Annotated in this window: 23 protein-coding genes; 12 read left to right on the top strand and 11 right to left on the bottom strand. The window is 69.4% G+C overall.

Annotation, left to right across the window (positions count from 1 at the left end):
* The first annotated feature begins 160 nt into the window (after positions 1-160).
* Together RWQ91_RS13285 and RWQ91_RS13280 are read left to right on the top strand one after the other, a co-directional pair.
* Entirely contained in the window at positions 161-1,432 is a 1,272-nt protein-coding gene (locus RWQ91_RS13285) for an MFS transporter (RefSeq protein ID WP_314506846.1), read from the top strand.
* Positions 1,429-2,406 (top strand): Dyp-type peroxidase, encoded by a 978-nt coding sequence (locus tag RWQ91_RS13280; protein WP_314506845.1) that lies wholly within the window; start codon positions 1,429-1,431, stop codon positions 2,404-2,406. The genes RWQ91_RS13285 and RWQ91_RS13280 overlap by 4 nt, the downstream gene beginning before the upstream one ends.
* Positions 2,407-2,416: 10 nt before the next feature.
* Here RWQ91_RS13280 and RWQ91_RS13275 read toward each other — a convergent pair whose 3' ends face one another.
* On the bottom strand, positions 2,417-3,424 hold the full coding sequence (locus RWQ91_RS13275; protein WP_314506842.1) for a LacI family DNA-binding transcriptional regulator: 1,008 nt from the start codon (positions 3,422-3,424) through the stop codon (positions 2,417-2,419).
* Between the two features lie 135 nt (positions 3,425-3,559).
* Here RWQ91_RS13275 and RWQ91_RS13270 point away from each other — a divergent pair, with 135 nt between their 5' ends.
* The 5 genes from RWQ91_RS13270 to RWQ91_RS13250 all read left to right on the top strand — a co-directional run bounded on the left by RWQ91_RS13270 (position 3,560) and on the right by RWQ91_RS13250 (position 8,751).
* Positions 3,560-5,089, top strand: coding sequence for a sugar ABC transporter ATP-binding protein (locus tag RWQ91_RS13270; protein ID WP_314506840.1), 1,530 nt, complete (start codon positions 3,560-3,562; stop codon positions 5,087-5,089).
* Entirely contained in the window at positions 5,086-6,126 is a 1,041-nt protein-coding gene (locus RWQ91_RS13265; RefSeq protein ID WP_314506838.1) for an ABC transporter permease, read from the top strand. The genes RWQ91_RS13270 and RWQ91_RS13265 overlap by 4 nt, the downstream gene beginning before the upstream one ends.
* Positions 6,123-7,187, top strand: coding sequence for an ABC transporter permease (locus RWQ91_RS13260; RefSeq protein ID WP_314506835.1), 1,065 nt, complete (start codon positions 6,123-6,125; stop codon positions 7,185-7,187). The genes RWQ91_RS13265 and RWQ91_RS13260 overlap by 4 nt, the downstream gene beginning before the upstream one ends.
* Positions 7,188-7,259: 72 nt before the next feature.
* Positions 7,260-8,306, top strand: coding sequence for a rhamnose ABC transporter substrate-binding protein (gene rhaS / locus RWQ91_RS13255; RefSeq protein ID WP_314507034.1), 1,047 nt, complete (start codon positions 7,260-7,262; stop codon positions 8,304-8,306).
* Positions 8,307-8,394: 88 nt separating this feature from the next.
* Positions 8,395-8,751 carry an L-rhamnose mutarotase gene (locus RWQ91_RS13250; RefSeq protein ID WP_314506833.1) on the top strand — a complete coding sequence of 119 codons (357 nt, stop codon included), beginning with the start codon at positions 8,395-8,397 and terminating at the stop codon, positions 8,749-8,751.
* Here the strand turns inward: RWQ91_RS13250 and RWQ91_RS13245 are convergent.
* Positions 8,696-9,148, bottom strand: a complete 453-nt coding sequence (locus RWQ91_RS13245) for a DUF1232 domain-containing protein (protein ID WP_314506832.1) — start codon at positions 9,146-9,148, stop codon at positions 8,696-8,698. The genes RWQ91_RS13250 and RWQ91_RS13245 overlap by 56 nt on opposite strands.
* A gap of 8 nt (positions 9,149-9,156) precedes the next feature.
* Positions 9,157-9,717, bottom strand: coding sequence for a Chromate resistance protein ChrB (locus RWQ91_RS13240; protein ID WP_314506831.1), 561 nt, complete (start codon positions 9,715-9,717; stop codon positions 9,157-9,159).
* 48 nt (positions 9,718-9,765) lie between these two features.
* Here RWQ91_RS13240 and gnd point away from each other — a divergent pair, with 48 nt between their 5' ends.
* From gnd to RWQ91_RS13225, 3 genes are all read left to right on the top strand, one after another.
* A complete protein-coding gene (gnd, locus tag RWQ91_RS13235; RefSeq protein WP_314506828.1) occupies positions 9,766-10,941 on the top strand; it encodes a phosphogluconate dehydrogenase (NAD(+)-dependent, decarboxylating) in 1,176 nt (391 codons plus the stop codon).
* A 368-nt stretch (positions 10,942-11,309) separates the two neighbouring features.
* Complete coding sequence (locus RWQ91_RS13230) at positions 11,310-11,573, top strand: hypothetical protein (protein WP_314506826.1); 264 nt, start codon at positions 11,310-11,312, stop codon at positions 11,571-11,573.
* A 110-nt stretch (positions 11,574-11,683) separates the two neighbouring features.
* Positions 11,684-11,929 (top strand): hypothetical protein, encoded by a 246-nt coding sequence (locus tag RWQ91_RS13225; RefSeq protein WP_314506823.1) that lies wholly within the window; start codon positions 11,684-11,686, stop codon positions 11,927-11,929.
* Here the strand turns inward: RWQ91_RS13225 and RWQ91_RS13220 are convergent.
* The 3 genes from RWQ91_RS13220 to RWQ91_RS13210 are packed head-to-tail and all read right to left on the bottom strand — an operon-like array spanning position 11,914 to position 14,265.
* Positions 11,914-12,858 carry a sucrase ferredoxin gene (locus RWQ91_RS13220; RefSeq protein WP_314506820.1) on the bottom strand — a complete coding sequence of 315 codons (945 nt, stop codon included), beginning with the start codon at positions 12,856-12,858 and terminating at the stop codon, positions 11,914-11,916. The two genes, RWQ91_RS13225 and RWQ91_RS13220, sit on opposite strands and share 16 nt — an antisense overlap.
* Positions 12,859-12,868: 10 nt before the next feature.
* Positions 12,869-14,089 (bottom strand): JmjC domain-containing protein, encoded by a 1,221-nt coding sequence (locus RWQ91_RS13215; protein ID WP_314506816.1) that lies wholly within the window; start codon positions 14,087-14,089, stop codon positions 12,869-12,871.
* Positions 14,086-14,265, bottom strand: coding sequence for a hypothetical protein (locus RWQ91_RS13210; RefSeq protein WP_314506813.1), 180 nt, complete (start codon positions 14,263-14,265; stop codon positions 14,086-14,088). Before RWQ91_RS13210 ends, RWQ91_RS13215 begins: the two co-directional genes overlap by 4 nt.
* A 201-nt stretch (positions 14,266-14,466) precedes the next feature.
* Here RWQ91_RS13210 and RWQ91_RS13205 point away from each other — a divergent pair, with 201 nt between their 5' ends.
* Positions 14,467-15,258 (top strand): ion transporter, encoded by a 792-nt coding sequence (locus tag RWQ91_RS13205; RefSeq protein ID WP_314506810.1) that lies wholly within the window; start codon positions 14,467-14,469, stop codon positions 15,256-15,258.
* Here RWQ91_RS13205 and RWQ91_RS13200 read toward each other — a convergent pair.
* Both RWQ91_RS13200 and RWQ91_RS13195 read right to left on the bottom strand, forming a co-directional pair.
* Entirely contained in the window at positions 15,239-15,565 is a 327-nt protein-coding gene (locus RWQ91_RS13200) for a hypothetical protein (protein ID WP_314506808.1), read from the bottom strand. The two genes, RWQ91_RS13205 and RWQ91_RS13200, sit on opposite strands and share 20 nt — an antisense overlap.
* Positions 15,566-15,678: 113 nt before the next feature.
* The gene (locus tag RWQ91_RS13195; RefSeq protein ID WP_314506806.1) at positions 15,679-15,885 is read right to left on the bottom strand and encodes a three-helix bundle dimerization domain-containing protein; all 207 of its coding nucleotides are present in this window, start codon (positions 15,883-15,885) and stop codon (positions 15,679-15,681) included.
* A gap of 132 nt (positions 15,886-16,017) precedes the next feature.
* Between RWQ91_RS13195 and RWQ91_RS13190 the strand changes: the two genes are divergently transcribed.
* A complete protein-coding gene (locus RWQ91_RS13190) occupies positions 16,018-16,422 on the top strand; it encodes an arsenate reductase ArsC (RefSeq protein ID WP_314507032.1) in 405 nt (134 codons plus the stop codon).
* A gap of 26 nt (positions 16,423-16,448) precedes the next feature.
* Here the strand turns inward: RWQ91_RS13190 and RWQ91_RS13185 are convergent, their stop codons facing one another.
* The 3 genes from RWQ91_RS13185 to RWQ91_RS13175 are packed head-to-tail and all read right to left on the bottom strand — an operon-like array spanning position 16,449 to position 18,732.
* A complete protein-coding gene (locus tag RWQ91_RS13185) occupies positions 16,449-16,802 on the bottom strand; it encodes an ATP-dependent DNA ligase (RefSeq protein ID WP_314506804.1) in 354 nt (117 codons plus the stop codon).
* A 38-nt stretch (positions 16,803-16,840) separates the two neighbouring features.
* Positions 16,841-17,923 carry an ABC transporter ATP-binding protein gene (locus RWQ91_RS13180; RefSeq protein WP_314506801.1) on the bottom strand — a complete coding sequence of 361 codons (1,083 nt, stop codon included), beginning with the start codon at positions 17,921-17,923 and terminating at the stop codon, positions 16,841-16,843.
* Positions 17,920-18,732, bottom strand: coding sequence for an ABC transporter permease (locus RWQ91_RS13175; RefSeq protein WP_314506799.1), 813 nt, complete (start codon positions 18,730-18,732; stop codon positions 17,920-17,922). Before RWQ91_RS13175 ends, RWQ91_RS13180 begins: the two co-directional genes overlap by 4 nt.
* Positions 18,733-18,737: the final 5 nt, after the last annotated feature.

The raw sequence follows: 18,737 nt of genomic DNA, 5'->3' as shown, positions 1-18,737 counted from the left end.
GATGCCGAGGACGCGGATGCCGCGCCGCTCGGCCTCGGGGGCGCTGACGGCAACGACACCCGACGGGTGATGCGCCTCGACATCCGTCGAAGGCGCAGGTGCGCGCGGTCGAATAGGTTGGACACACGCCGCGGCACGATCGGCCCGAGGGGAAGTGTCGATGAGTGCATCACACCCGGACCGCCGGGCCGCCACCCGTCCTCGTGGGTGGCAGCGCCCGCAGGCACCCCATGGCGCGGGCTTCTGGATCGTTGCGACCACGTTCGTCCTCGTGATGGCCTACTCCACGGTGCCGACCCCGCTGTACCCGCTGTACGAGGAGCGCGACGGCTTCGCGGTGTGGATGATCACGGTGATCTTCGCGGCGTACGCCGTCGGCGTCATCATCAGCCTCTACCTGCTCGGTCACGTCAGCGACTGGTTCGGCAGGCGGCGGATGCTGGTGATCGCGGTGCTCGTCTCGGCCCTGTCGGCCGTCCTGTTCCTGATGTGGGCGGACCCGGTGGGACTCGTGACGGCGAGGCTCGTCAACGGCGTGAGCATCGGCACCCTCGCCGCCACCGCCACCGCCCACCTCGGCGAGCTGCGCTCCGTGGCCAAGCCCGATGAGAACCACATCGTCGCCGCATCGGTCGCCGGCGCCTCGAACCTCGGCGGGCTGGCGCTCGGACCGCTGATCGGCGGTCTGTTCGCCGAGTTCCTGCCCGACCCGCTCGTGCTGCCGCACGCGGTGTTCCTCGTCGTCCTGCTCGTCGCGGCCGTCGTCGTCATGTGCGTGCCGGAGACTGTCGATCCGCCCATTCAGCCCGTGCACTACCGGCCGCAGCGGCTCTCCGCCCCGCGCGGCGGCGGCCCGGCGTTCACTGCCGCGGCTTTCGGAGCCTTCGCGGGCTTCGCGGTCCTCGGTCTGTTCACTTCGCTCGCGCCCACGTTCCTGGTCCTGTCCTTCCACGAGGGAGACCACCTGCTGGCCGGGGCGACGACCTTCGCCGTGTTCGGCGCCGCCGCCCTGGCGCAGCTCGTGTTCGGCCCCCTCTCCACGCGCACCCAGCTCGCAATCGCGGCGACAGGCTGCTTCTTGGGACTGACCGCCGTCGCGGTGGGCGCCGTGACCCTTCAGCTGGCGATCTTCCTGGCCGGTGGGGTGATCGCCGGCATGGGGGTCGGCATCCTGTTCAAAGGAGCCATCGCCACGGCGACAAGGCTGGCCGATCCGCAGCGGAGGGGCGAGACGCTCGCACTCGTCTTCCTGATCGCCTATGCGGGACTGGCTCTGCCGGCCCTGGCCGTCGGCGTCGCGCTGATGTTCGCGCCTGCGACGACAGTGCTGCTGATCTTCGTCGCACTGGTCATCTTCGCGACGGTCACCGCCGCCGTGGTGATGCGCCGCCAGGAGCGGCTCCCGACCGGACCCGAGAGGCACCCCGCATGAGCATGTCCACCCCCGCGCGGCGAGTCCCGATCGAGCCCCAGAGCGTCGACGCGCCGCTCACCGTATCGGCGGTGTTCCTGGTGCTGGCCGTCGTGGATACGCCCGAGGCGCTCGCGGCCGCACGCGACGCGGTTTCCCGGGTGCCGGACGTGCTGAAGAACGTCGCCTTCCGCGACCTCGGCGCTTCCCTGTCGTGCACGGTGGCGATCGGCGATGCGGTGTGGGAGGGCGTGATGCGAACGCCCAAACCGTCGGAGCTGCGCTCCTTCCAGCCGGTGGTCGGCGCGGTGCACACCGCACCCGCCACAACAGGCGACATCCTGCTGCACATCAGGGCAGACCGGCGCGACCTGTGTTTCGAGCTCGAACGCCAGCTGCTGGATGTCTTCGGCGACGCGGTCACCGTCGTGGATGAGACCGTCGGATTCCGCTCGTTCGACGTCCGCGACCTGCTCGGCTTCGTGGACGGAACCGCGAATCCGGTCGGGCAGGCGCTGGCCGAGTCCACGCTGGTCGCCGACGAGGATCCGGATGCCGCGGGGGGCTCCTACGTCGTGGTGCAGAAGTATCTGCATCCGCTCGCCGCATGGCGGGCCCTCACGACCGAGCAGCAGGAAGCGGTGATGGGGCGCACGAAGTCGGACAACATCGAGCTGGACGACGCCGACGAGGGACAGAAATCGCACAAGACCCTCGCGACGATCGTCGATGACCAGGGCGAGCACGACATCCTGCGCGACAACATGCCGTTCGGCAGCCCTGCGTCGGCCGAGTTCGGCACGTACTTCATCGGCTACGCGCGTCACCTGTGGGTCATCGAGCGGATGCTGCAGCGCATGTTCCTGGGCGACCCTCCGGGACTGCACGACGGACTGCTGGACTTCTCGACCGCGACGACGGGGACCGTTTTCTTCGCTCCGTCGGCCGCGGCACTGGACGCGCTCGCCGAGATCGCCGGCGGCGCCGGCTCGTAGGCGCGGGGACTCAGCCGGATGTCGACCGGCGGACGATCAGTTCGGGGAGGAAGACCGTCTGCCGCGCGATGCTGTCGGGGTCCGCGGCCTCCTCGAGCAGGATCCGCAGCGCGGTGCGCCCGATCATGCGGCTGGGCTGACGCATCGACGAGAGGGGGACGGCCGCCGCTGCGGCGAAGGCGATGTCGTCGAAGCCGATGATCGCGATCTCGTGGGGAACCAGCATCCGTCCCTCCACGATGAGCGACTGCAGCAGTCCCAGCGCGATCAGGTCGTTCGCCGCGAAGAGCGCGTCGGGCCAGTCCCGACGCGGGCGGGCGAGGATGCGGGCCCCCGCCGCGGCACCCTCTTCGACGGTCATCGCGCCCGTGGCGATCACCTCGATCTCGACCGGCCGTGCGGCGTTCTCAGCGGCCACGCGCGCGCCGGCGAGCCGGTCGTTCACCTGCCGGATGTCGAAGGGTCCGCCGACGAAGGCGATGCGCCGGCGGCCGGTCTCGATGAGGTGCTCGACGGCCATGCGTCCGCCCATCACGCTGTCGACCGAGACCGACGAGAACCGGCCGTCTCCGCTGAAGCGGTCCACGAGCACCGCGGCGATGCCCCGGGCGCGCAGGCGCTGCAGACGCGCGGTGATGTCGCCGTACGGTGCGATCAGCACGCCACGCACCTGCTGCTCCTCGAACAGGTCGAGGTACACCTTCTCGCGCGCATGATCTTCGTCGGTGTTGCCGTAGAGGATGGCGATGTTGTGCCGGGTGCCCTCGTCCTCGGCGCCGCGCACCACGTCGTTGTAGAACGGGTTCTGCCCGTCGAGCACCACGAAGCCCACCGTCGAGCTGGTTCCGGCGCGCAGCTTGCGCGCCGCGTCGTTGCGCACGTACCCGAGCTCCTCGATGGCGCGGCCGACGCGTTCGACGGATTCGGCTGAGACCTCTTCGGGCCGGTTCAGGACGTTCGACACGGTGCCCACGGAGACGCCGGCGCGCTGCGCGACATCTCGGATACTCGCCGGCACTGGCGTCCGCCCTTCATCGGTCACGATTCGGTCAAGGTTCCTCGGAGACTTGACCGCTTCACTCGGTCTCCATAGAGTATCTGAAATCAACCTGAATCGATTCAGGAACTTTTCACCCTCGACGAGGAGGCCGCCGTGGCAGATGCCGACGCCGAAGCTCCGACCACCGCGCACGCACTCGAACTGCGCCGGGTGGTCAAGTCCTTCGGGCCCGTTGTGGCGCTCCGCTCCGGCAGCCTCACGCTGGACAGAGGCTCGATCCACGCGCTGATCGGCGAGAACGGAGCGGGCAAGTCGACTCTCGTGAAGGTCATCGCGGGCCTGTACCGCCGGGACTCCGGCGAGTTCCTGCTCGACGGCGAGCCGGTCGACTTCTCGAGCACCGCGCAGTCCAAGGCCGCGGGCATCGCCGTCATCTACCAGGAGCCCACGCTCTTCCCCGACCTGTCGGTCACCGAGAACATCTTCATGGGCCGGCAGCCCACCAACCGCCTGGGGCGCATCGACCGTCGCGCGATGCGCGATGAGGCGACGCAGATCTTCACCCGCCTCGGGGTCGCGCTCGACCCGGAGCGGATCACCGAGGGCCTCTCGATCGCCGACCAGCAGATCATCGAGATCGCCAAGGCCATCTCGCTGGATGCGAAGGTGCTGATCATGGACGAGCCCACCGCGGCGCTGTCCGGCGTGGAGGTGGAGCGGCTGTTCGCCGTCGCCCGGAGCCTGCGCGACGAGGGACGTGCGCTGCTGTTCATCTCGCACCGGTTCGACGAGGTCTTCGCGCTCTGCGACACGGTCACGGTCATGCGCGACGGATCGTACGTCGACACGACGCCGATCGCCGAGACCAGCGTCGACGAGCTCGTCCGGCAGATGGTCGGACGCGATGTGACCGACCTCTTCCCCAAGCTGCCCTCGCAGGTCGGCGATGTCGTGCTCGAGGTCGCCGGTCTCACCCGCGCCGGGGTCTTCCGCGACATCTCCTTCTCGCTTCGCGCCGGCGAGATCGTGGGTCTGGCCGGTCTGGTCGGTGCCGGTCGCAGCGAGGTGGCTCGCGCGATCTTCGGCGTCGACCCGTATGAGAGCGGAAGCGTCCAGCTGCACGGCAGGTCGCTGCCGAAGGGCAATCCCCGCGCCGCGACCTCTCGCGGCCTCGCGCTCGTTCCCGAAGACCGCCGCAAGCAGGGCCTGGTGCTCGACGAGAGCGTCAGCCGCAACGTCACCCTGGCGATCCGCCAGAAGCTCGCGCGGTGGGGCCTCCTGTGGGGCGGTGCCGAGAACCGCGCCGCTCAGGAGTGGGCGAGCCGGCTCGAGGTCAAGACCGCCGCGCTGGATGCCGAGACCGGCACTCTGAGCGGCGGAAACCAGCAGAAGGTGGTGCTGGGAAAGTGGCTCGCGACGGAGCCGACCGTGCTGATCGTCGACGAGCCGACCCGCGGCATCGACGTGGGAACCAAGGCCGAGGTGCACCGCCTGCTCAGCGAACTCGCCCAGCAGGGCCTGGCGATCCTCATGATCTCGTCCGAGCTGCCGGAGGTGCTGGGAATGGCCGATCGCGTCCTCGTCATGCGGGAAGGCCGCCTCACGGGCGAGTTCGCCCGCGCAGAGGCCACACCGGAAGCCGTGATGTTCGCGGCCACCGCCGATGCCGAGGTGGCGAAGTGACCGCCCTCGACGTGCGCCCCGTGGCCCCGGGATCGAGCTCGGCCACCGCGCTGGTACGCCGGATCGCCACGGCGCGCGAGACCGGCATCCTGATCGCCCTCCTGCTGGTGATCGTGGCGGCGACGCTCGCGAACCCGTCCTTCCTGTTCTCCGGCGACGGATTCCGCGACCTGCTGCTCACGCCGTCGCTCCTGCTCCTGGTCGCCATCGGCTCGGCGATCGTGATCATCACGCGCAACGTCGACCTCTCGGTCGGCTCCATCGTGGGGCTCACCGCGTATCTGACCGGTCGCATGTTCATCGACATCCCGGGCATCCCGCTGATCGGCGTCTTCATCGGGGGAGTCCTGCTGGGCGGATTCCTGGGTCTGATCAACGGTGCGCTGGTGGCCTTCGCGCGGGTGCCGGCGCTGGTGATCACACTGGGCACGCTCTACATCTACCGCGGCATCAACGTCGCGTGGGCCGGCGGCAACCGCATCAACGCGTCGGACCTACCTAAGGACTTCCGTGCCCTGGGAACGGACCGGATACTCGGCATCCCGATCCTCACGATCATCGCCGCCGTGGTTCTGATCGCGGCCGCGTGGTACCTGCGCAACCTCCGTTCGGGTCGAGAGCTGTACGCGATCGGCTCCGACCCCGCCGCGGCTCACCTCTACGGGCTGCGGGTGACCCGCCGCGTCATCGGCGCCTTCGTCGTCAGCGGAGCGCTCGCCGGGCTCGCCGGCGTGCTCTACGCCGCCCGTTACGGCACGGTCAGCTCGGCGGCCGGATTCGGCTGGGAGCTCCAGGCGATCGGCGCGGCCGTGATCGGCGGGGTGGCGATCTCGGGCGGCGTCGGCACGGTCTGGGGTGCCGCGATCGGCGCCTTCCTGCTGCTGACCATCAACCGCGCTCTGCCGATCCTCGGCATCGACGACTTCTGGCAGCGCGCCGTGGTCGGCGCGCTCATCATCGGCTCGATCGTGCTGGACCGCGTCCTCGCGGTGCGCCAGCATCGACGACTCATCGCTCAACGGGAGGTGGACCGATGACCGCCGCCACTGCGACGAGCGCTCCGGCGCGCGTCTACAAGCTGCACGCGCGTCCCGCGTGGCGCCGCTACCTGCTCACCCGCGAGACCGCGATCATCGCCCTGCTGATCCTCGTGATCGCGGTCGCATCGCTCACGGTCCGGAACTTCGACAGCCCGCTGACGGTGACGTACCTGCTGCGCGACGTCGCGCCCATCCTGCTCATCGCGCTTCCGATGACCCTGATCATCATCACCGAGGAGATCGACCTGTCGGTGGCGAGCATCGTCGGCCTGTCGAGCGTGACCACCGGCATCCTCACCAACGCCGGATGGCCGTTCCCTCTGGCCGCGGTGACCGCGATCCTCGTCGGAGTGCTGTGCGGCGTCGTCAACGGGTTCCTGGTGACGGTGGTCGGGTTGCCCTCGCTCGCCGTGACGATCGGCACGCTCGCACTGTTCCGCGGCATCGCGGTCGGGCTGCTGGGCACCACGGCCATCACCGACTTCCCCGAGTTCTGGACGGACCTCGCGAAGGCCAACATCCCGGGGACGCCCATCCCGGTGATCACGATTCCCTTCGTGATCCTCGCGATCGTGTTTGCCGTCCTGCTGCACTTCACCCCCTTCGGGCGGTCGCTGTACGCGATCGGCCTCAACAAGGAGGCCGCGCAGTTCTCCGGCATCGATGTGGGCCGCACCAAGTTCATCCTCTTCGTCCTCAGCGGCGCGGTCTCGGGCTTCGCCGGTGTGTACTTCACGCTGCTGTACAGCAACGCGCGCGGCGACAACGCGATGGGCATGGAGCTGCAGGTCATCGCCGCCGTGCTGCTGGGCGGCGTATCGATCTTCGGCGGCCGGGGCGCGCTGCACGGCGTCATCGCCGGCGTCCTGCTCATCGGCACCCTCGGCAGCGCGCTGCGCCTTGCCGGCGTGACCAGCGACATCATCAACGTCATCACCGGAGTGCTGCTCATCCTCTCGGTGGTCTCGGCAAGCTTCCTCGCCTGGCTGCAAGCACGTCGCTCCGCGGCCGTCGGCAAGAAGAAGGGCAGAGCCGGGACGTCATCCGACGGATCCTGACCGCATCGCCCCGCACGCACCACCCTGCACCGCATACCCCGCACACCTCGTGCACCAAGGAAGGAAACAATGATGTTCGGAATTCAGCGAAGGGGGCGCCTGGCGCTCTCGGCAGCGGCGATCGCCGTGGGCGTCGCGCTCGTCGCGACCGGGTGCTCCGGCTCCGGCGGCGGCTCCGCGAGTGAGGGCGGAGACAGCGGCGACGCGAACCTGTCCATCACCATGCTGCCCAAGAACCTCGGCAACCCGTACTTCGACACCTCGACCGGCGGCGCCCAGGAGGCCACCGACGAGTTCGGCGGCACGTTCGAGGAGGTCGGCCCGAGCGAAGCCTCGCCCACCTCGCAGGTGCAGTACATCCAGACGGCGGCCCAGCAGGGCGCCGGCGGACTCATCGTCTCGGCGAACGACCCGGAGGCCATCTGCGACGCCCTCAATGAGGCTCGGGATGCCGGCGTCAAGGTCGTCACGTTCGACTCGGACACGAACCCCGACTGCCGCGACCTGTTCATCAACCAGGCCACCGCCGAGGGCATCGCCAAGATCCAGGTCGACCTGATCGCGGAGCAGATCGGCGACGCCGGCCAGATCGCCGTGCTGTCGGCATCCGCCAACGCGACCAACCAGAACGCCTGGATCGAGACGATGAAGGAGCTGCTCGCGTCGGATCACCCCGACATCGAGCTCGTCGAGGTCGTCTACGGCGACGACGACGACCAGACCTCGTTCGACAAGACCGCCGCGCTGCTGCAGACCTACCCGGAGCTCAAGGGCATCGTCTCGCCCACCACGGTCGGCATCTCGGCCGCGGCGCGCTACCTCTCCACCTCGGAGTACAAGGGCAAGGTCGCACTGACCGGCCTCGGCACCCCGAACCAGATGCGCGAGTACGTCGAGGACGGCACCGTCACCGCGTTCGCGCTGTGGAACCCGGCTGACCTCGGCTACCTGGCCGCGTACGCCGCGCAGGCCCTGATCACCGGTGAGATCACCGGTGCCGAAGGCGATTCGTTCGAAGCGGGCAAGCTCGGCTCGTTCGACGTGGGGGCGGACGCGACCGTTCTGCTGGGCGACCCGTACGTGTTCGACGCGGAGAACATCGGCGACTTCGACTTCTAGGCCGATGGACCACGACAGCGCGCCCGATTCCACCGAACCGGGCGCGCTGTCGCGCTCAGAACCGTCGACCGGCACGAAGGGAATACCGATGACCACGCCCACCCGCGTGTGCTTCCAGCTCCAGGTCGCACCCGCGCTGCTCGACGAGTACATCCAGCGCCACACTCCGGTGTGGCCGGAGATGCTCGCCGAGATCGCCGCCTCCGGCCGGCGCAACTACTCCCTCTACCTGGGGTCAGGCGGAATGCTGATCGGCTACTACGAGACCGATGACGATGAGGCGGCGCGCGCGTATCTCGCGGCCTCGCCGATCGCCGCGCGGTGGGAGGCGCAGATGCAGCGCTTCTTCGTCGGGCTTCAGGGTCGGCCCGATCAGGCGGCCGCCCCGCTCACCGAGGTCTTCCATCTCGAAGACCAGCTTGCGGCTGCGCCTTCGGACCCGTGAGCAGCAGCAGGCTGTCGAGCCCCTGCTCGGAGCCGGTCCAGTGCCGGGTGACCGCCTCGACGCCGGCGTGCCTGATCGCGAATCGCAGGGCGATGACGATGGCGATGGCGTCGTCGGCGAAGCCGAGCACGGGGATGAAGTCCGGGATGAGGTCGAAGGGGAGGAGCAGGTAGGCGAGGAGTCCGATCAGCCACCAGCGCGTGGCGCGCGGGACGGTCGGGTCGGCCACCAGTGCTCGGACCAGCCGCACGACATCGGGGACAAGGCGAGCCGTCTCGCGCCAGTCGACCGAGTGGCCCAGGTGCCGTTGCTGCCGCCAGAGCACGAGAACCAGGGCGACCCAGATGACCGCCAGTGCGCCGACGCAGGCGACCAGGAGCAGCATCCCGTCCGGCATGGCGTCTTTCAGCCGTGGATGGTGCCGGGGAGGTTCGCCGCGAACACCCGCTCGGAGTAGGCGGCGAGCGCGGCCGTGGCTCTTTCGAGCCGGGCGGCGGCTTCGGCGGCGATGTCGAGCTCGAAGACGTTGCGTCGCAGCAGGTCGCGGTACCAGCGGCGGAGGCGCTCGAGGCTCTGCTCCTCCTCCTCGAGCTCGCCGAACGTGAACTTCTGCTTCTGCACCTCCCGGTCGATCTCGGCGTCGAACTTCCCGCAGTCCGCGACGAACTCGTTCCACTCGTCCACGCGTGCCGCGGTGAACGCGTCGCGCAGCACCGCGACGTCGTCCTCGCCGTACGAGGTCGCCGCCAGCACGGCGACCGATCCGCCTCCGGCTTCGGCGAGCGAGCGCACCACCGTGAGCGATTCGGTGAAGGCCGGCAGGTCGGGAATCGTCCAGGCGCCGGATGCCGCGGGCACGGCTCCGACCCGCCGCAGCTCTCGCCAGACGGCGACGCGATGGCGAGACGGCTCGGCGGGCACGCGGGGGATGACGAGCAACCAGCCGGGCGATGTATCAGGCGTCATGCAATCACTGTAACAGTCGTTACAACGCCGCCGCACTACAGCACGGGGATGTCCGCGGGCAACTGCCGGGTCGATTTCAACACGAAGGCTGCGGAAAGCGGAGAATACAGCGAACGGATCACCCGTCAGCAGATGCCGTCAGCGACGGCGAGGGAGAAGAGCATGCGACTCGGAATGGTCGGCCTCGGCCGAATGGGAGCGAACCTCGTACGGCGCCTGATGCGCGACGGTCATGAGGCCGTGGTCTTCGACGTCAGCGCGGAGGCGGTCGCCGCGCTCGCCGCCGAGGGTGCCGTCGGCATCGGCGACGTGGCGGAGTTCGCGGCCAACCTCGAATCCCCTCGCGTCGTCTGGCTCATGATCCCCGCCGGAATCACCGGCAAGGTGGTCGATCAGGTCGCCGACGTGCTCGAACCCGGCGACATCATCATCGACGGCGGAAACTCGAACTACCGCGATGACGTCCGCCGAGCGGCCCGGCTCAAGGAGCGCGGCATCCACTACGTCGACGTGGGCACCAGCGGCGGAGTCTTCGGCCTCGAACGCGGATACTGCCTGATGGTGGGCGGTCCCGACGAGGCAGTGCAGATCATCGAGCCGATCCTGCGGACGGTCGCGCCGGGCAAGGGCGAGATCCCCCGAACGCCCGGCCGCGAAGGCGATTACGCACCGGAGGAGCAGGGATACCTGCACTGCGGGCCGTCGGGCGCCGGGCACTACGTGAAGATGGTTCACAACGGCATCGAGTACGGCATCATGGCTGCGCTCGCGGAGGGGCTGAACATCCTCGAGAACGCGGATGCCGGCATCCGCGAGGCGGAGCATTCGGCGGAGATCGCACCGCTGGAAGAGCCGGAGTTCTATCAGTTCACGATCAACACCCCGAAGGTGGCCGAGCTGTGGCGGCGCGGGTCCGTGATCTCGTCGTGGCTGCTGGACCTGACGGCGGCGGCACTCGTGGCCAACCCGACGCTCGACGGCCTGGCCGGCCGGGTCTCGGATTCGGGTGAGGGGCGGTGGACGATCAAGGCGGCGGTCGACACCGGCGTGCCGGTGCCGGTGCTCGCGGCATCCCTCTTCGAGCGCTTCGCTTCACGCGGCGAAGACCACTACGCCAACCAGCTCCTCTCGGCCATGCGCCTGCAGTTCGGCGGACACCAGGAGCTTCCGGCCGGCGACGTGCTGGAGGCGGGCAGCCGCAAGGCCGACTCGGACAACGCGTAGCCCACGTTCTGCCCAGCGCCCCCGGATAACCCCGGGGGCGCTGTGCTGTCAAGCCCCGCGCGGGTCGGGCACGCGGTGACGAGACTCGTTGACGTCCACAAAGTCCGTGGCAACGGTTGGGGCCGCTGCCGCTGAGGCACTCGCATTGTGAAGAAAAGCGCCCCGACCATGCAGATCGACCGCCCGGCACCGGAGGACATCCGGTCTTCCGGCCGCGGCATCCGTCATGTTCGGTGTGCCGTCTCGCGCCCGCTCGACCGGCGTCGAGACAGGTCCTCCGAGGCCCGCAGGGGGGCAGACGGAGCCTCGGAGGACCATCTCCGCTCGACGCGAGTACCGCGTCCGCGAGGAGTTGAGCTGCGATGTCGATGAGAACCGAACGAGGTCACCTGGAAGCCACCTCCGTGGGCGAGGAGGCATGGCGCGTCAGCGATGTCTCCGTGCCCGAGGAGGACGCGCGCCACGTGGTCGCGTTCATCGAAGAGCATGAGGACGACGTCGAAGTCGTCTGGCTGCGCGGCGCCATCTCGGCGCCCGGGCGCTTCGGCGATCTCGACGCCGCTCTGGACGCGATCGACGACGTGCTGACGATCGGCGAGGTGCGCGAGCCGCGCGAGATCGCACCCGAGTGAGCGAGACTCCGGTCCCTTTGTCTCACCCTCGTGACGCCGCACGTCAAGCCCTTCCCTCGCGTGCGAGCCGAGCGGATGCTGGAAGACCGATCACCGATGGAGGCATTCCGATGACGAGCGATTCCCAGGCACCGCGCGAGCACGAGAGCAACGAGACCCCGTCGACCGAAGAGCTCGAAGAGCCGAGCACCGAGAAGGACCCCGGCAACGAGCCGAAGGCCCCCGAGCCGGCTGAGCCCGAGCCGAGTCACGAAGCTGTCGGAATCGGCGTCATCGGTGGACCGCTCGTCGACCCCGCGCCCAACCCCGACCCTGATCCGACCGACGCGGCGGAGAGCGATCAGTCCGGCAGCTGAGAGCGACGCTCGCCGATCGAGACGAGCGCGAACTCGCGAACGGATGCCGGACGCGTTGCGCCGCACGTGCTCAGCAGCGGCGCAGATCGCATCTCGCGCAGGACCACCCGCATCACGCCCTCGTGTGTGCCCAGCTCGACCGTCCAGGTGCCATCGTCCTCCCGCCGCTCGTGCAGCGGTGGGTAGGCCTGGATGCGTGCATCTCCGTATCGGCGGCGTGCGAAGGACTGGGCGGCCTGCACCACGTTCGTGACGGAGCTGCGCCCGCGGAACAGTTCGTCGACGACCTCGCCGTGCAGATAGCGCTCCACCACCGTCACCGCATCCGTCGCGCTGACCCGGCCGTAGTACAGGCCGTGCGGCAGCAGGATCATGGTCGCCGCGAAGCGGTCGCCGCCCAGGTGCGAGCTCTCCCACGTCTCCTCCGGAAAGGCGCGGGCGAGCCGTTGCGCGACGGGACGCCCGCGCACGGCGCAGCACTGATCATGACGGGCATGCGTGCAGACGAGCAGGACCGGGCGGTCGGAGGGACCGCCGGCGGCGCCGTCGAGCGGGACGGTGAGCAGCTCGGCGGGATCCGTGGCCTCTCCCCACCGGACCGCCTCGCGTCCGGGACGCGCGTCCACGATCGCCCACCGCCAGCGCGGGCGAGCCCGGCGCTCATCGGCGCGGCGGCCGAAGCGCCGGATCGCGACGGGGCGGATGCCGGCGGCTTCGGCCCTGGCGACCAGAGCCCGTCCGAGCCCCGGGTCGAGCGCGGACTGGAAGAACGCATGCATTCCCCACGCGCCATCGATCTCGACCAGCAGCCATCGCGCGCCGTAGCCGCCGGTTCCCGCGAGCGGGTCGTTCCGCTCGAGCGACCGATCGCTGCACGGCGCCCACCCACCGGCCGGGCCACCGGTCGCCGGCAGTGCCGTGGCACTCACGGCGACCCGCTCATCCGGGTACCACGATCCCCTCGCGCAGCAGTCTGCGCACGACGACCAGCGCGGAGTCGGCATCCAACCCCGGCAGAGCGCCGGCCGCGAGGGTGCCGCTTCGCAGGGCGTGCACCGCTTCGGACGCCTCCACCGGCAGCGACACGGCCTTGTCCTCCAGAACGATCCGGACCCGCGGACCATCGTCTTCGATCCGCGCGCGCAGGCCGCTTCGCCAGCGGAAGGTCATGTCGGGAGCGATCTCGGACGTCAGCTGCACGGTCGCGAGGGGTCGCACGGGCGGAGGTCGCACGGCGCGGGAGAATGCGTCGTGCAGCGCGTGCTCGATGGTGTGATCGTCGCGTGCGGCATCCATCAGCTCGGAGGCGGCAGCGATCGTGGCGGCGATATCGGCATCCAGCCTGCGCCCTTCGCCCGCGCCCAGCGGCAGCGGCCGCCGGAGTCGCTCGTCGTCCCCGCCGCGGGCGAGGAGCTGTGTGAGGATGTCCTGCCTCGTCGCCGCGCGCACCCCGATCGTCAGATGGATGGATGTGCCGCCGAGCGCCTCGGCGGAGTGGATCCAGCCGCGCGGCAGATACAGGACATCGCCCGTCTCGAACGTCGCGTCGATCGTCGGCTCCTCGCGGGCGCGCGCGGCGACGGAGTCGCGGTGGTCGGTCCACGGCTGGTCGGCGAGGGGATGCCGGTGCACCGGCTCGTGGATCCTCCAGTGCTTGGCACCGGCGATCTGGATCACGAAGACGTCGTGCGTGTCGTAGTGCGGATCGAAACCTCGTGAGGAGGCGGGGGTGATGTAGGCGTTGACCTGCGCGGGGTGCCCCAGGTCGTCGATGAGCCGGCGGGTGAATGCGGCGATCGGCGCCCAGGTGCGGTGCAGTCCCTGCAGGACCAGGGTGGCGCCGCCGGCGAACTGCTCGAGCACCTTCGCCGAGTCCAGCTGATCTCCGACTTCGGCGCCGAAGCCGCCGGAGGACGTGAACTTCGCCGGGGGGAGCACCGTGCCCTCGGCGGCCATGCGGACGAAGGGCGTCCGCAGTGCCCGCTCCGCGACGAGTTCGTCCACGGCGTCGGCGCTGAACAGGTCGTCGAAGCCGGAGGGGCTGCGGCGAAGCAGCGGTCGTTCACCCCAGTGCTCGCGTTCGAACTCGTCGGCCGACAGCCCGGTCAGCCGAAACAGCGCGGGCCGATCACTCGGCCCGCGCTCGTCGCTCTCGGTCAAGCGGAGCCGTCAGCGCCGCCGTCGTGGCCGCCGGGGTTCGCGCCGCCGTCCGCGGGACCCTCGTCAGCGGAGCCGTCGGCACCGCCGTCGTGGCCGCCGGGGTTCGCGCCGCCGTCCGCGGGGCCTTCGCCGGCGGAGCCGCCGGTCGTGGTGATGTCGTCGTCGTTGATGCTCATGTGCGGACCTCCGGGAGGATCGGAATGGCCCGGGCGGGCCGTTGCCGACGATACTCGCGCGCGGCGACCGCGGGCGAGACCTTGACAGCGGGCATCCGCACGATTCACCCGGGGTGGGTGAGCGCCCGAGGCGGCCCGCGCAATAGCCTTCGGGTGTCCGCACACGACTCGAGCTGCGGCGCGCCGAAAGCGGGGACCGCCGTGTCCGACCAGAAGAAGACTGCGAAGAAGCCCCGCAGCGAGCTGAAGAGCACCGGATACGAGATCTTCATCGGCATTCTGTCGATCCTCTCGATCATCAATCTCGTTCTGATACTGGTGTTCCAGGAGAACTCGCTGCAGACCGTGCTCGGGGTGATGAATGCACTGTTCAGCCTGATCTTCCTGATCGACTTCACGTACCGGATCTTCACGGCTCCCTCCGCGGCCGCCTACTTCTTCAGGCACTTCGGCTGGGCCGACCTGCTGGCGAGCCTGCCCTTCGCCCAGCTGAAGGTGCTTCGCATCTTCCGGCTCGTCCGCGTCTACCGACTGCTGCGCGATGTCGGGCCCCGCACGGTCGCCCGGACACTCATCAAGGACCGCGCGGGCAGCGCCCTGTACGTCCTGCTGCTCATGGGCATCTTCGTGCTGCAATTCGGCAGCCTGACGATGCTCGCCCTCGAGCAGGACGCCGAAGGCGCGAACATCACGTCAGCGTCGGACGCCCTCTGGTACACGATCGTCACGATCTCGACGGTCGGGTACGGCGATCAGTACCCGGTGACCTCACTCGGACGGCTCTGCGGCGTGGCGATCATCGTCGTGGGCGTCGGCATCTTCGGCACGTTCACCGGCTACCTGGCGACGGTCTTCCTCGCGCCGAAGTCACCGGATGCCGCAGCCGCGGATTCCGTCGGCGCACCGCTCTCCGAGGCATCCGTCGAGACCCTGCGCGGGCTGCTGGCCGAATCGGAGGCGAAGATGGCGGAGATCAAGCGGATGCTGAGCTGAGGCGCGGCGGCGGGAAGGCCGGGATCGGGATCGGCTTTGTCGGGCCTTCCCGCGGGCGTTCCCATCGCTCGAGGCTCTCCACGGCGTCCTGCGGGGTGGCGAAGATCACCGGGAGCGGCAGGGGCGCGGTCCAGGTCACCTCCGCCATGTCGTCCTCATCCACCCGGATGTGCGCGAGCGGGCGGACGGCCAACTCGGGCGCATCAGCGTCGACGATGACCCAGTTCTGATCCATGGTCCGTCGCAGCGCGAAGCGCGCTGGGCGTCCTGAGCTGCGTCTGCCGCCGCTCGAGCGCGTCTCCGACATGTCTGCCCCCGAATCCCTGGCGAGGGTTCGTATGAGACGATTCTCATCCGGTCGGGTCCGAACGTGACGGGCCTTGACAGGTCGAGGCAGGAGTGCTCCGCTGAGCCGAGCGGTCAGACCGCGAGGCTCTTCAGGTGCTTCTTGGCCTGCTTCTCGACGAGGACTTCGACGAAATCCTTCACGCGGGCATCGCGCAGCTCGTCATACGCCGTGGTGACGGCATCCGCGATGGTGGGCTCCGGCAGATCGGGAAACCGCTTCTGCAGGCGTTCCACGATCTCGGCGATCGTCTTCTCCGGCGAAGGTGGCTGGTGGGTCATGAGGGGGTCTCCCGGGCGAGCGGCATGCGATTACGCTACCTGCCCGCACGCGATCCGTCACCGCCGTTCTCTCGCTCTCTGCGTACGGCGATGGCTCGTAGACTCGGCTGCGTGAATACCGCACGGGATGGCATGAGGCCTGTCGTACTCTTCGTCTGCGTCCACAACGCCGGCCGCTCGCAGATGGCCGCCGGGTACATGCGCGAACTCTCCGGCGGTCGGGTCGAGGTGCTCTCGGCCGGCTCGGAGCCGAAGGAGCAGATCAATCCGATCGCGATCCAGGCGATGGCGGAGGAGGGGGTCGACATCGCCCGAAGCGTCCCCAAGGTTCTGACCACCGAGGCGGTCCGAGAGTCCGATGTGGTCATCACGATGGGCTGCGGCGACGCATGCCCGATCTTTCCCGGCAAGCGCTACGAGGACTGGGAGCTCGAAGACCCCGCGGGCAAGGACATCGTCACGGTGCGCCGGGTGCGCGATGAGATCAGGGGCCGCGTCGAGGTGCTGCTGTCCGAGATCCTGCCGGTCGCGCGCTGACCGCATCGACGCGCCGCACCCTCGGCTCAGGCGCTGCGCGGAGTCATCGAGCGCACCGGGCTCGGGGGCGCGATGGATGCCGCGGACTCGTCGGGCTCGGGCACGATGGTCAGGCCGTTCGGGCCGCTGGCCGACTCCATGAGTGCTTCAATCCAGAGTCGGTTGATGTGGACGGGACGGTTGGTGAAGAACTGGAACTGCAGGGGCACTCCCGGATGCAGCCAGAAGCTGCGGTGACCGCTGCCGTCGTGCATCAGCACCTCGAACATGAACGGCTCCGACCGCCGCAGTTTGTTCATCACGACGATGCGCAGATGCGCGAGAGTCCGATCATCCAGCTCGACGTGATTGGACGTGCTGTCGTAGATGAAGGTGCCCATGCGCTGCCTCCGGGTCGCGTGCGGTGTGCCTGCTCTCTTTAGGACGCCGCTGCGCCGGTTCCATTACGCGAAGCCGAGGGATAGATCGTCACCGCGTCCGACGCGAAACCGAAATGCACACGCGTGCCGACGGTGATCTGCGCGTCCGCGACCTCGGCCGGAGTGAGGTCGGCCGAGATCGTCTCGGATCGCACGCGGATGATGTCCCCGCGCGGCTCGAGGTCCAGGACGATCCCGGTGAGCCGGTTGAAATCGGCGCCGTCCGGCGCGTTCGGATAGATGCGCACCGCCGAGGGCCGGACGGTCGCGGCCACGGCCTCGCCCGCCGCCGCGTCGCTGTGCACCGTGCTCGCGATCTCATCCCCCGCCGCGGTCGTCATGCCGTGCGCGGTGCGGGTGCCGGTGAGCAGGTTCAGCGCGGCCAGATCGGCGGTGAACCGCGTGCGCGGACGCTCCAGCGTCGCGCGGGTCGGGCCGTGCTCGACCACGCGACCGTGCGAGAGGACCAGCACCCGGTCGGCGAGGGTCAGCGCATCGAGGATGTCGTGCGTGACGATGATCGCGGTGCGATCCTTCAGCACGCGCAGCAGGGTGCGGCGGATCGCGGGGGCGCTCGCGACGTCCAAGGCGGTGAGGGGTTCATCCAGCAGGAGAAGCCTCGGATCCGAGGCGAGCGCGCGCGCCACCGCGATGCGCTGTGCCTGACCTCCCGAGAGCTCCGTCGGTCGCCGGGACGCCAGCGGGGCGGCATCCACTTCGTCCAGCCAGTGGCGCGCCACCTGGTGCGCGCGCGACCTGCGCACGCCCTTGCTGCGCGTTCCGAACGCGACGTTCTCGAGCACGCTGAGGTGGGGGAACAGGTCCGCGCTCTGCGCGAGTGTCGACACCCCGCGCGCGTGCGGGGGAGTCCAGACGCGGCGGCCATCCTGCAGGTCGAACAGCGTCGTGCCGTCGAGCTCCGCGTGGCCGGCGTCGGGACGGACGAGTCCGGCGATGATGTTCAGCAGCGTCGACTTGCCCGAGCCGTTGGGGCCCAGCACCGCGACGGTCTCGCCGGTCTCCAGCCGCAGGTCCACCGAGAAATCGCGGGCTGCGACCTCGGCCGAGAAGGTCAGAGTCATGGCGCGCTCCGGGCGAGAGCGGACGAACTGCCGGCGCGGTGGGCGAGAGCGACCACGATGACCGCCACCACGATGAGCACGAGAGACAGCGCGACAGCCGCGTCGGGGTCGACCTCCCGCTGCAGGTAGATCTCCAGCGGCAGGGTACGCGTCGTCCCCTGCAGGCTGCCCGCGAAAGTCAGAGTGGCGCCGAACTCGCCCAGTGCCCGCGCGAAGGACAGCACGGCGCCGGAGATCAGGGCCGGCAGCACCAGCGGAAGGGTGATGCGTCGCAGCACGGTCGTGGGACGGGCGCCGAGCGTCGCGCCGATGGCCTCGAACCGCGTGCCGACGCTGCGCAGCGCGCCCTCGAGGCTCAGCACCAGGAACGGAAGGGCGACGAAGGTCTGCGCTATCACGACCGCGGTCGTGGAGAACGCGATGTCGATGCCGAGCACCTCCAGGCTCGATCCCAGAAGCCCGCGGCGGCCGAACGTGGTCAGCAGCGCGATCCCGCCGACCACGGGCGGCAGGACGAGTGGCAGCAGGACCAGTGCCCGCAGGAGTCGCTGACCGCGAAAGCGCGTTCGCGCGAGGACCAGCGCCATCGGGATGCCGAACACGATGCACAGCATGGTCGCGGCGATCGATGTGCGAAGGCTCAGCCACAGTGCCGCCAGCGAAGACTCCGACGTGATGAGCGGCACGAACTCGGCCCAGTCGACGCGCGTCAGCATCGCCATGATCGGCAGGAGCACGAACAGCGCCCCGATGGCGGCCACGCCGATCACCCAGCGGGGCACGCCGGAGAAGGACGATGAGCGGGCCATGTCGG

This window comes from uncultured Microbacterium sp. (assembly GCF_963524805.1).
In the GTDB taxonomy this organism is placed as follows: Bacteria; Actinomycetota; Actinomycetes; order Actinomycetales; family Microbacteriaceae; genus Microbacterium.
The sequence above is the reverse complement of the archived record's forward strand: the minus strand, read 5'-3'. Positions and strand labels throughout refer to the sequence as shown.

Excerpts from the sequence above, each read along its gene's own strand:
- RWQ91_RS13285 (WP_314506846.1), top strand. The coding sequence starts at position 161 with ATGAGTGCATCACACCCGGACCGCCGGGCCGCCACCCGTCCTCGTGGG.
- RWQ91_RS13280 (WP_314506845.1), top strand. The coding sequence starts at position 1,429 with ATGAGCATGTCCACCCCCGCGCGGCGAGTCCCGATCGAGCCCCAGAGC.
- RWQ91_RS13260 (WP_314506835.1), top strand. The coding sequence starts at position 6,123 with ATGACCGCCGCCACTGCGACGAGCGCTCCGGCGCGCGTCTACAAGCTG.
- rhaS (WP_314507034.1), top strand. The coding sequence starts at position 7,260 with ATGTTCGGAATTCAGCGAAGGGGGCGCCTGGCGCTCTCGGCAGCGGCG.
- RWQ91_RS13250 (WP_314506833.1), top strand. The coding sequence starts at position 8,395 with ATGACCACGCCCACCCGCGTGTGCTTCCAGCTCCAGGTCGCACCCGCG.
- RWQ91_RS13245 (WP_314506832.1), bottom strand. The coding sequence starts at position 9,148 with ATGCCGGACGGGATGCTGCTCCTGGTCGCCTGCGTCGGCGCACTGGCG.
- RWQ91_RS13240 (WP_314506831.1), bottom strand. The coding sequence starts at position 9,717 with ATGACGCCTGATACATCGCCCGGCTGGTTGCTCGTCATCCCCCGCGTG.
- gnd (WP_314506828.1), top strand. The coding sequence starts at position 9,766 with ATGTCCGCGGGCAACTGCCGGGTCGATTTCAACACGAAGGCTGCGGAA.
- RWQ91_RS13230 (WP_314506826.1), top strand. The coding sequence starts at position 11,310 with ATGAGAACCGAACGAGGTCACCTGGAAGCCACCTCCGTGGGCGAGGAG.
- RWQ91_RS13225 (WP_314506823.1), top strand. The coding sequence starts at position 11,684 with ATGACGAGCGATTCCCAGGCACCGCGCGAGCACGAGAGCAACGAGACC.
- RWQ91_RS13210 (WP_314506813.1), bottom strand. The coding sequence starts at position 14,265 with ATGAGCATCAACGACGACGACATCACCACGACCGGCGGCTCCGCCGGC.
- RWQ91_RS13200 (WP_314506808.1), bottom strand. The coding sequence starts at position 15,565 with ATGTCGGAGACGCGCTCGAGCGGCGGCAGACGCAGCTCAGGACGCCCA.
- RWQ91_RS13195 (WP_314506806.1), bottom strand. The coding sequence starts at position 15,885 with ATGACCCACCAGCCACCTTCGCCGGAGAAGACGATCGCCGAGATCGTG.
- RWQ91_RS13190 (WP_314507032.1), top strand. The coding sequence starts at position 16,018 with ATGAGGCCTGTCGTACTCTTCGTCTGCGTCCACAACGCCGGCCGCTCG.
- RWQ91_RS13185 (WP_314506804.1), bottom strand. The coding sequence starts at position 16,802 with ATGGGCACCTTCATCTACGACAGCACGTCCAATCACGTCGAGCTGGAT.
- RWQ91_RS13180 (WP_314506801.1), bottom strand. The coding sequence starts at position 17,923 with ATGACTCTGACCTTCTCGGCCGAGGTCGCAGCCCGCGATTTCTCGGTG.
- RWQ91_RS13175 (WP_314506799.1), bottom strand. The coding sequence starts at position 18,732 with ATGGCCCGCTCATCGTCCTTCTCCGGCGTGCCCCGCTGGGTGATCGGC.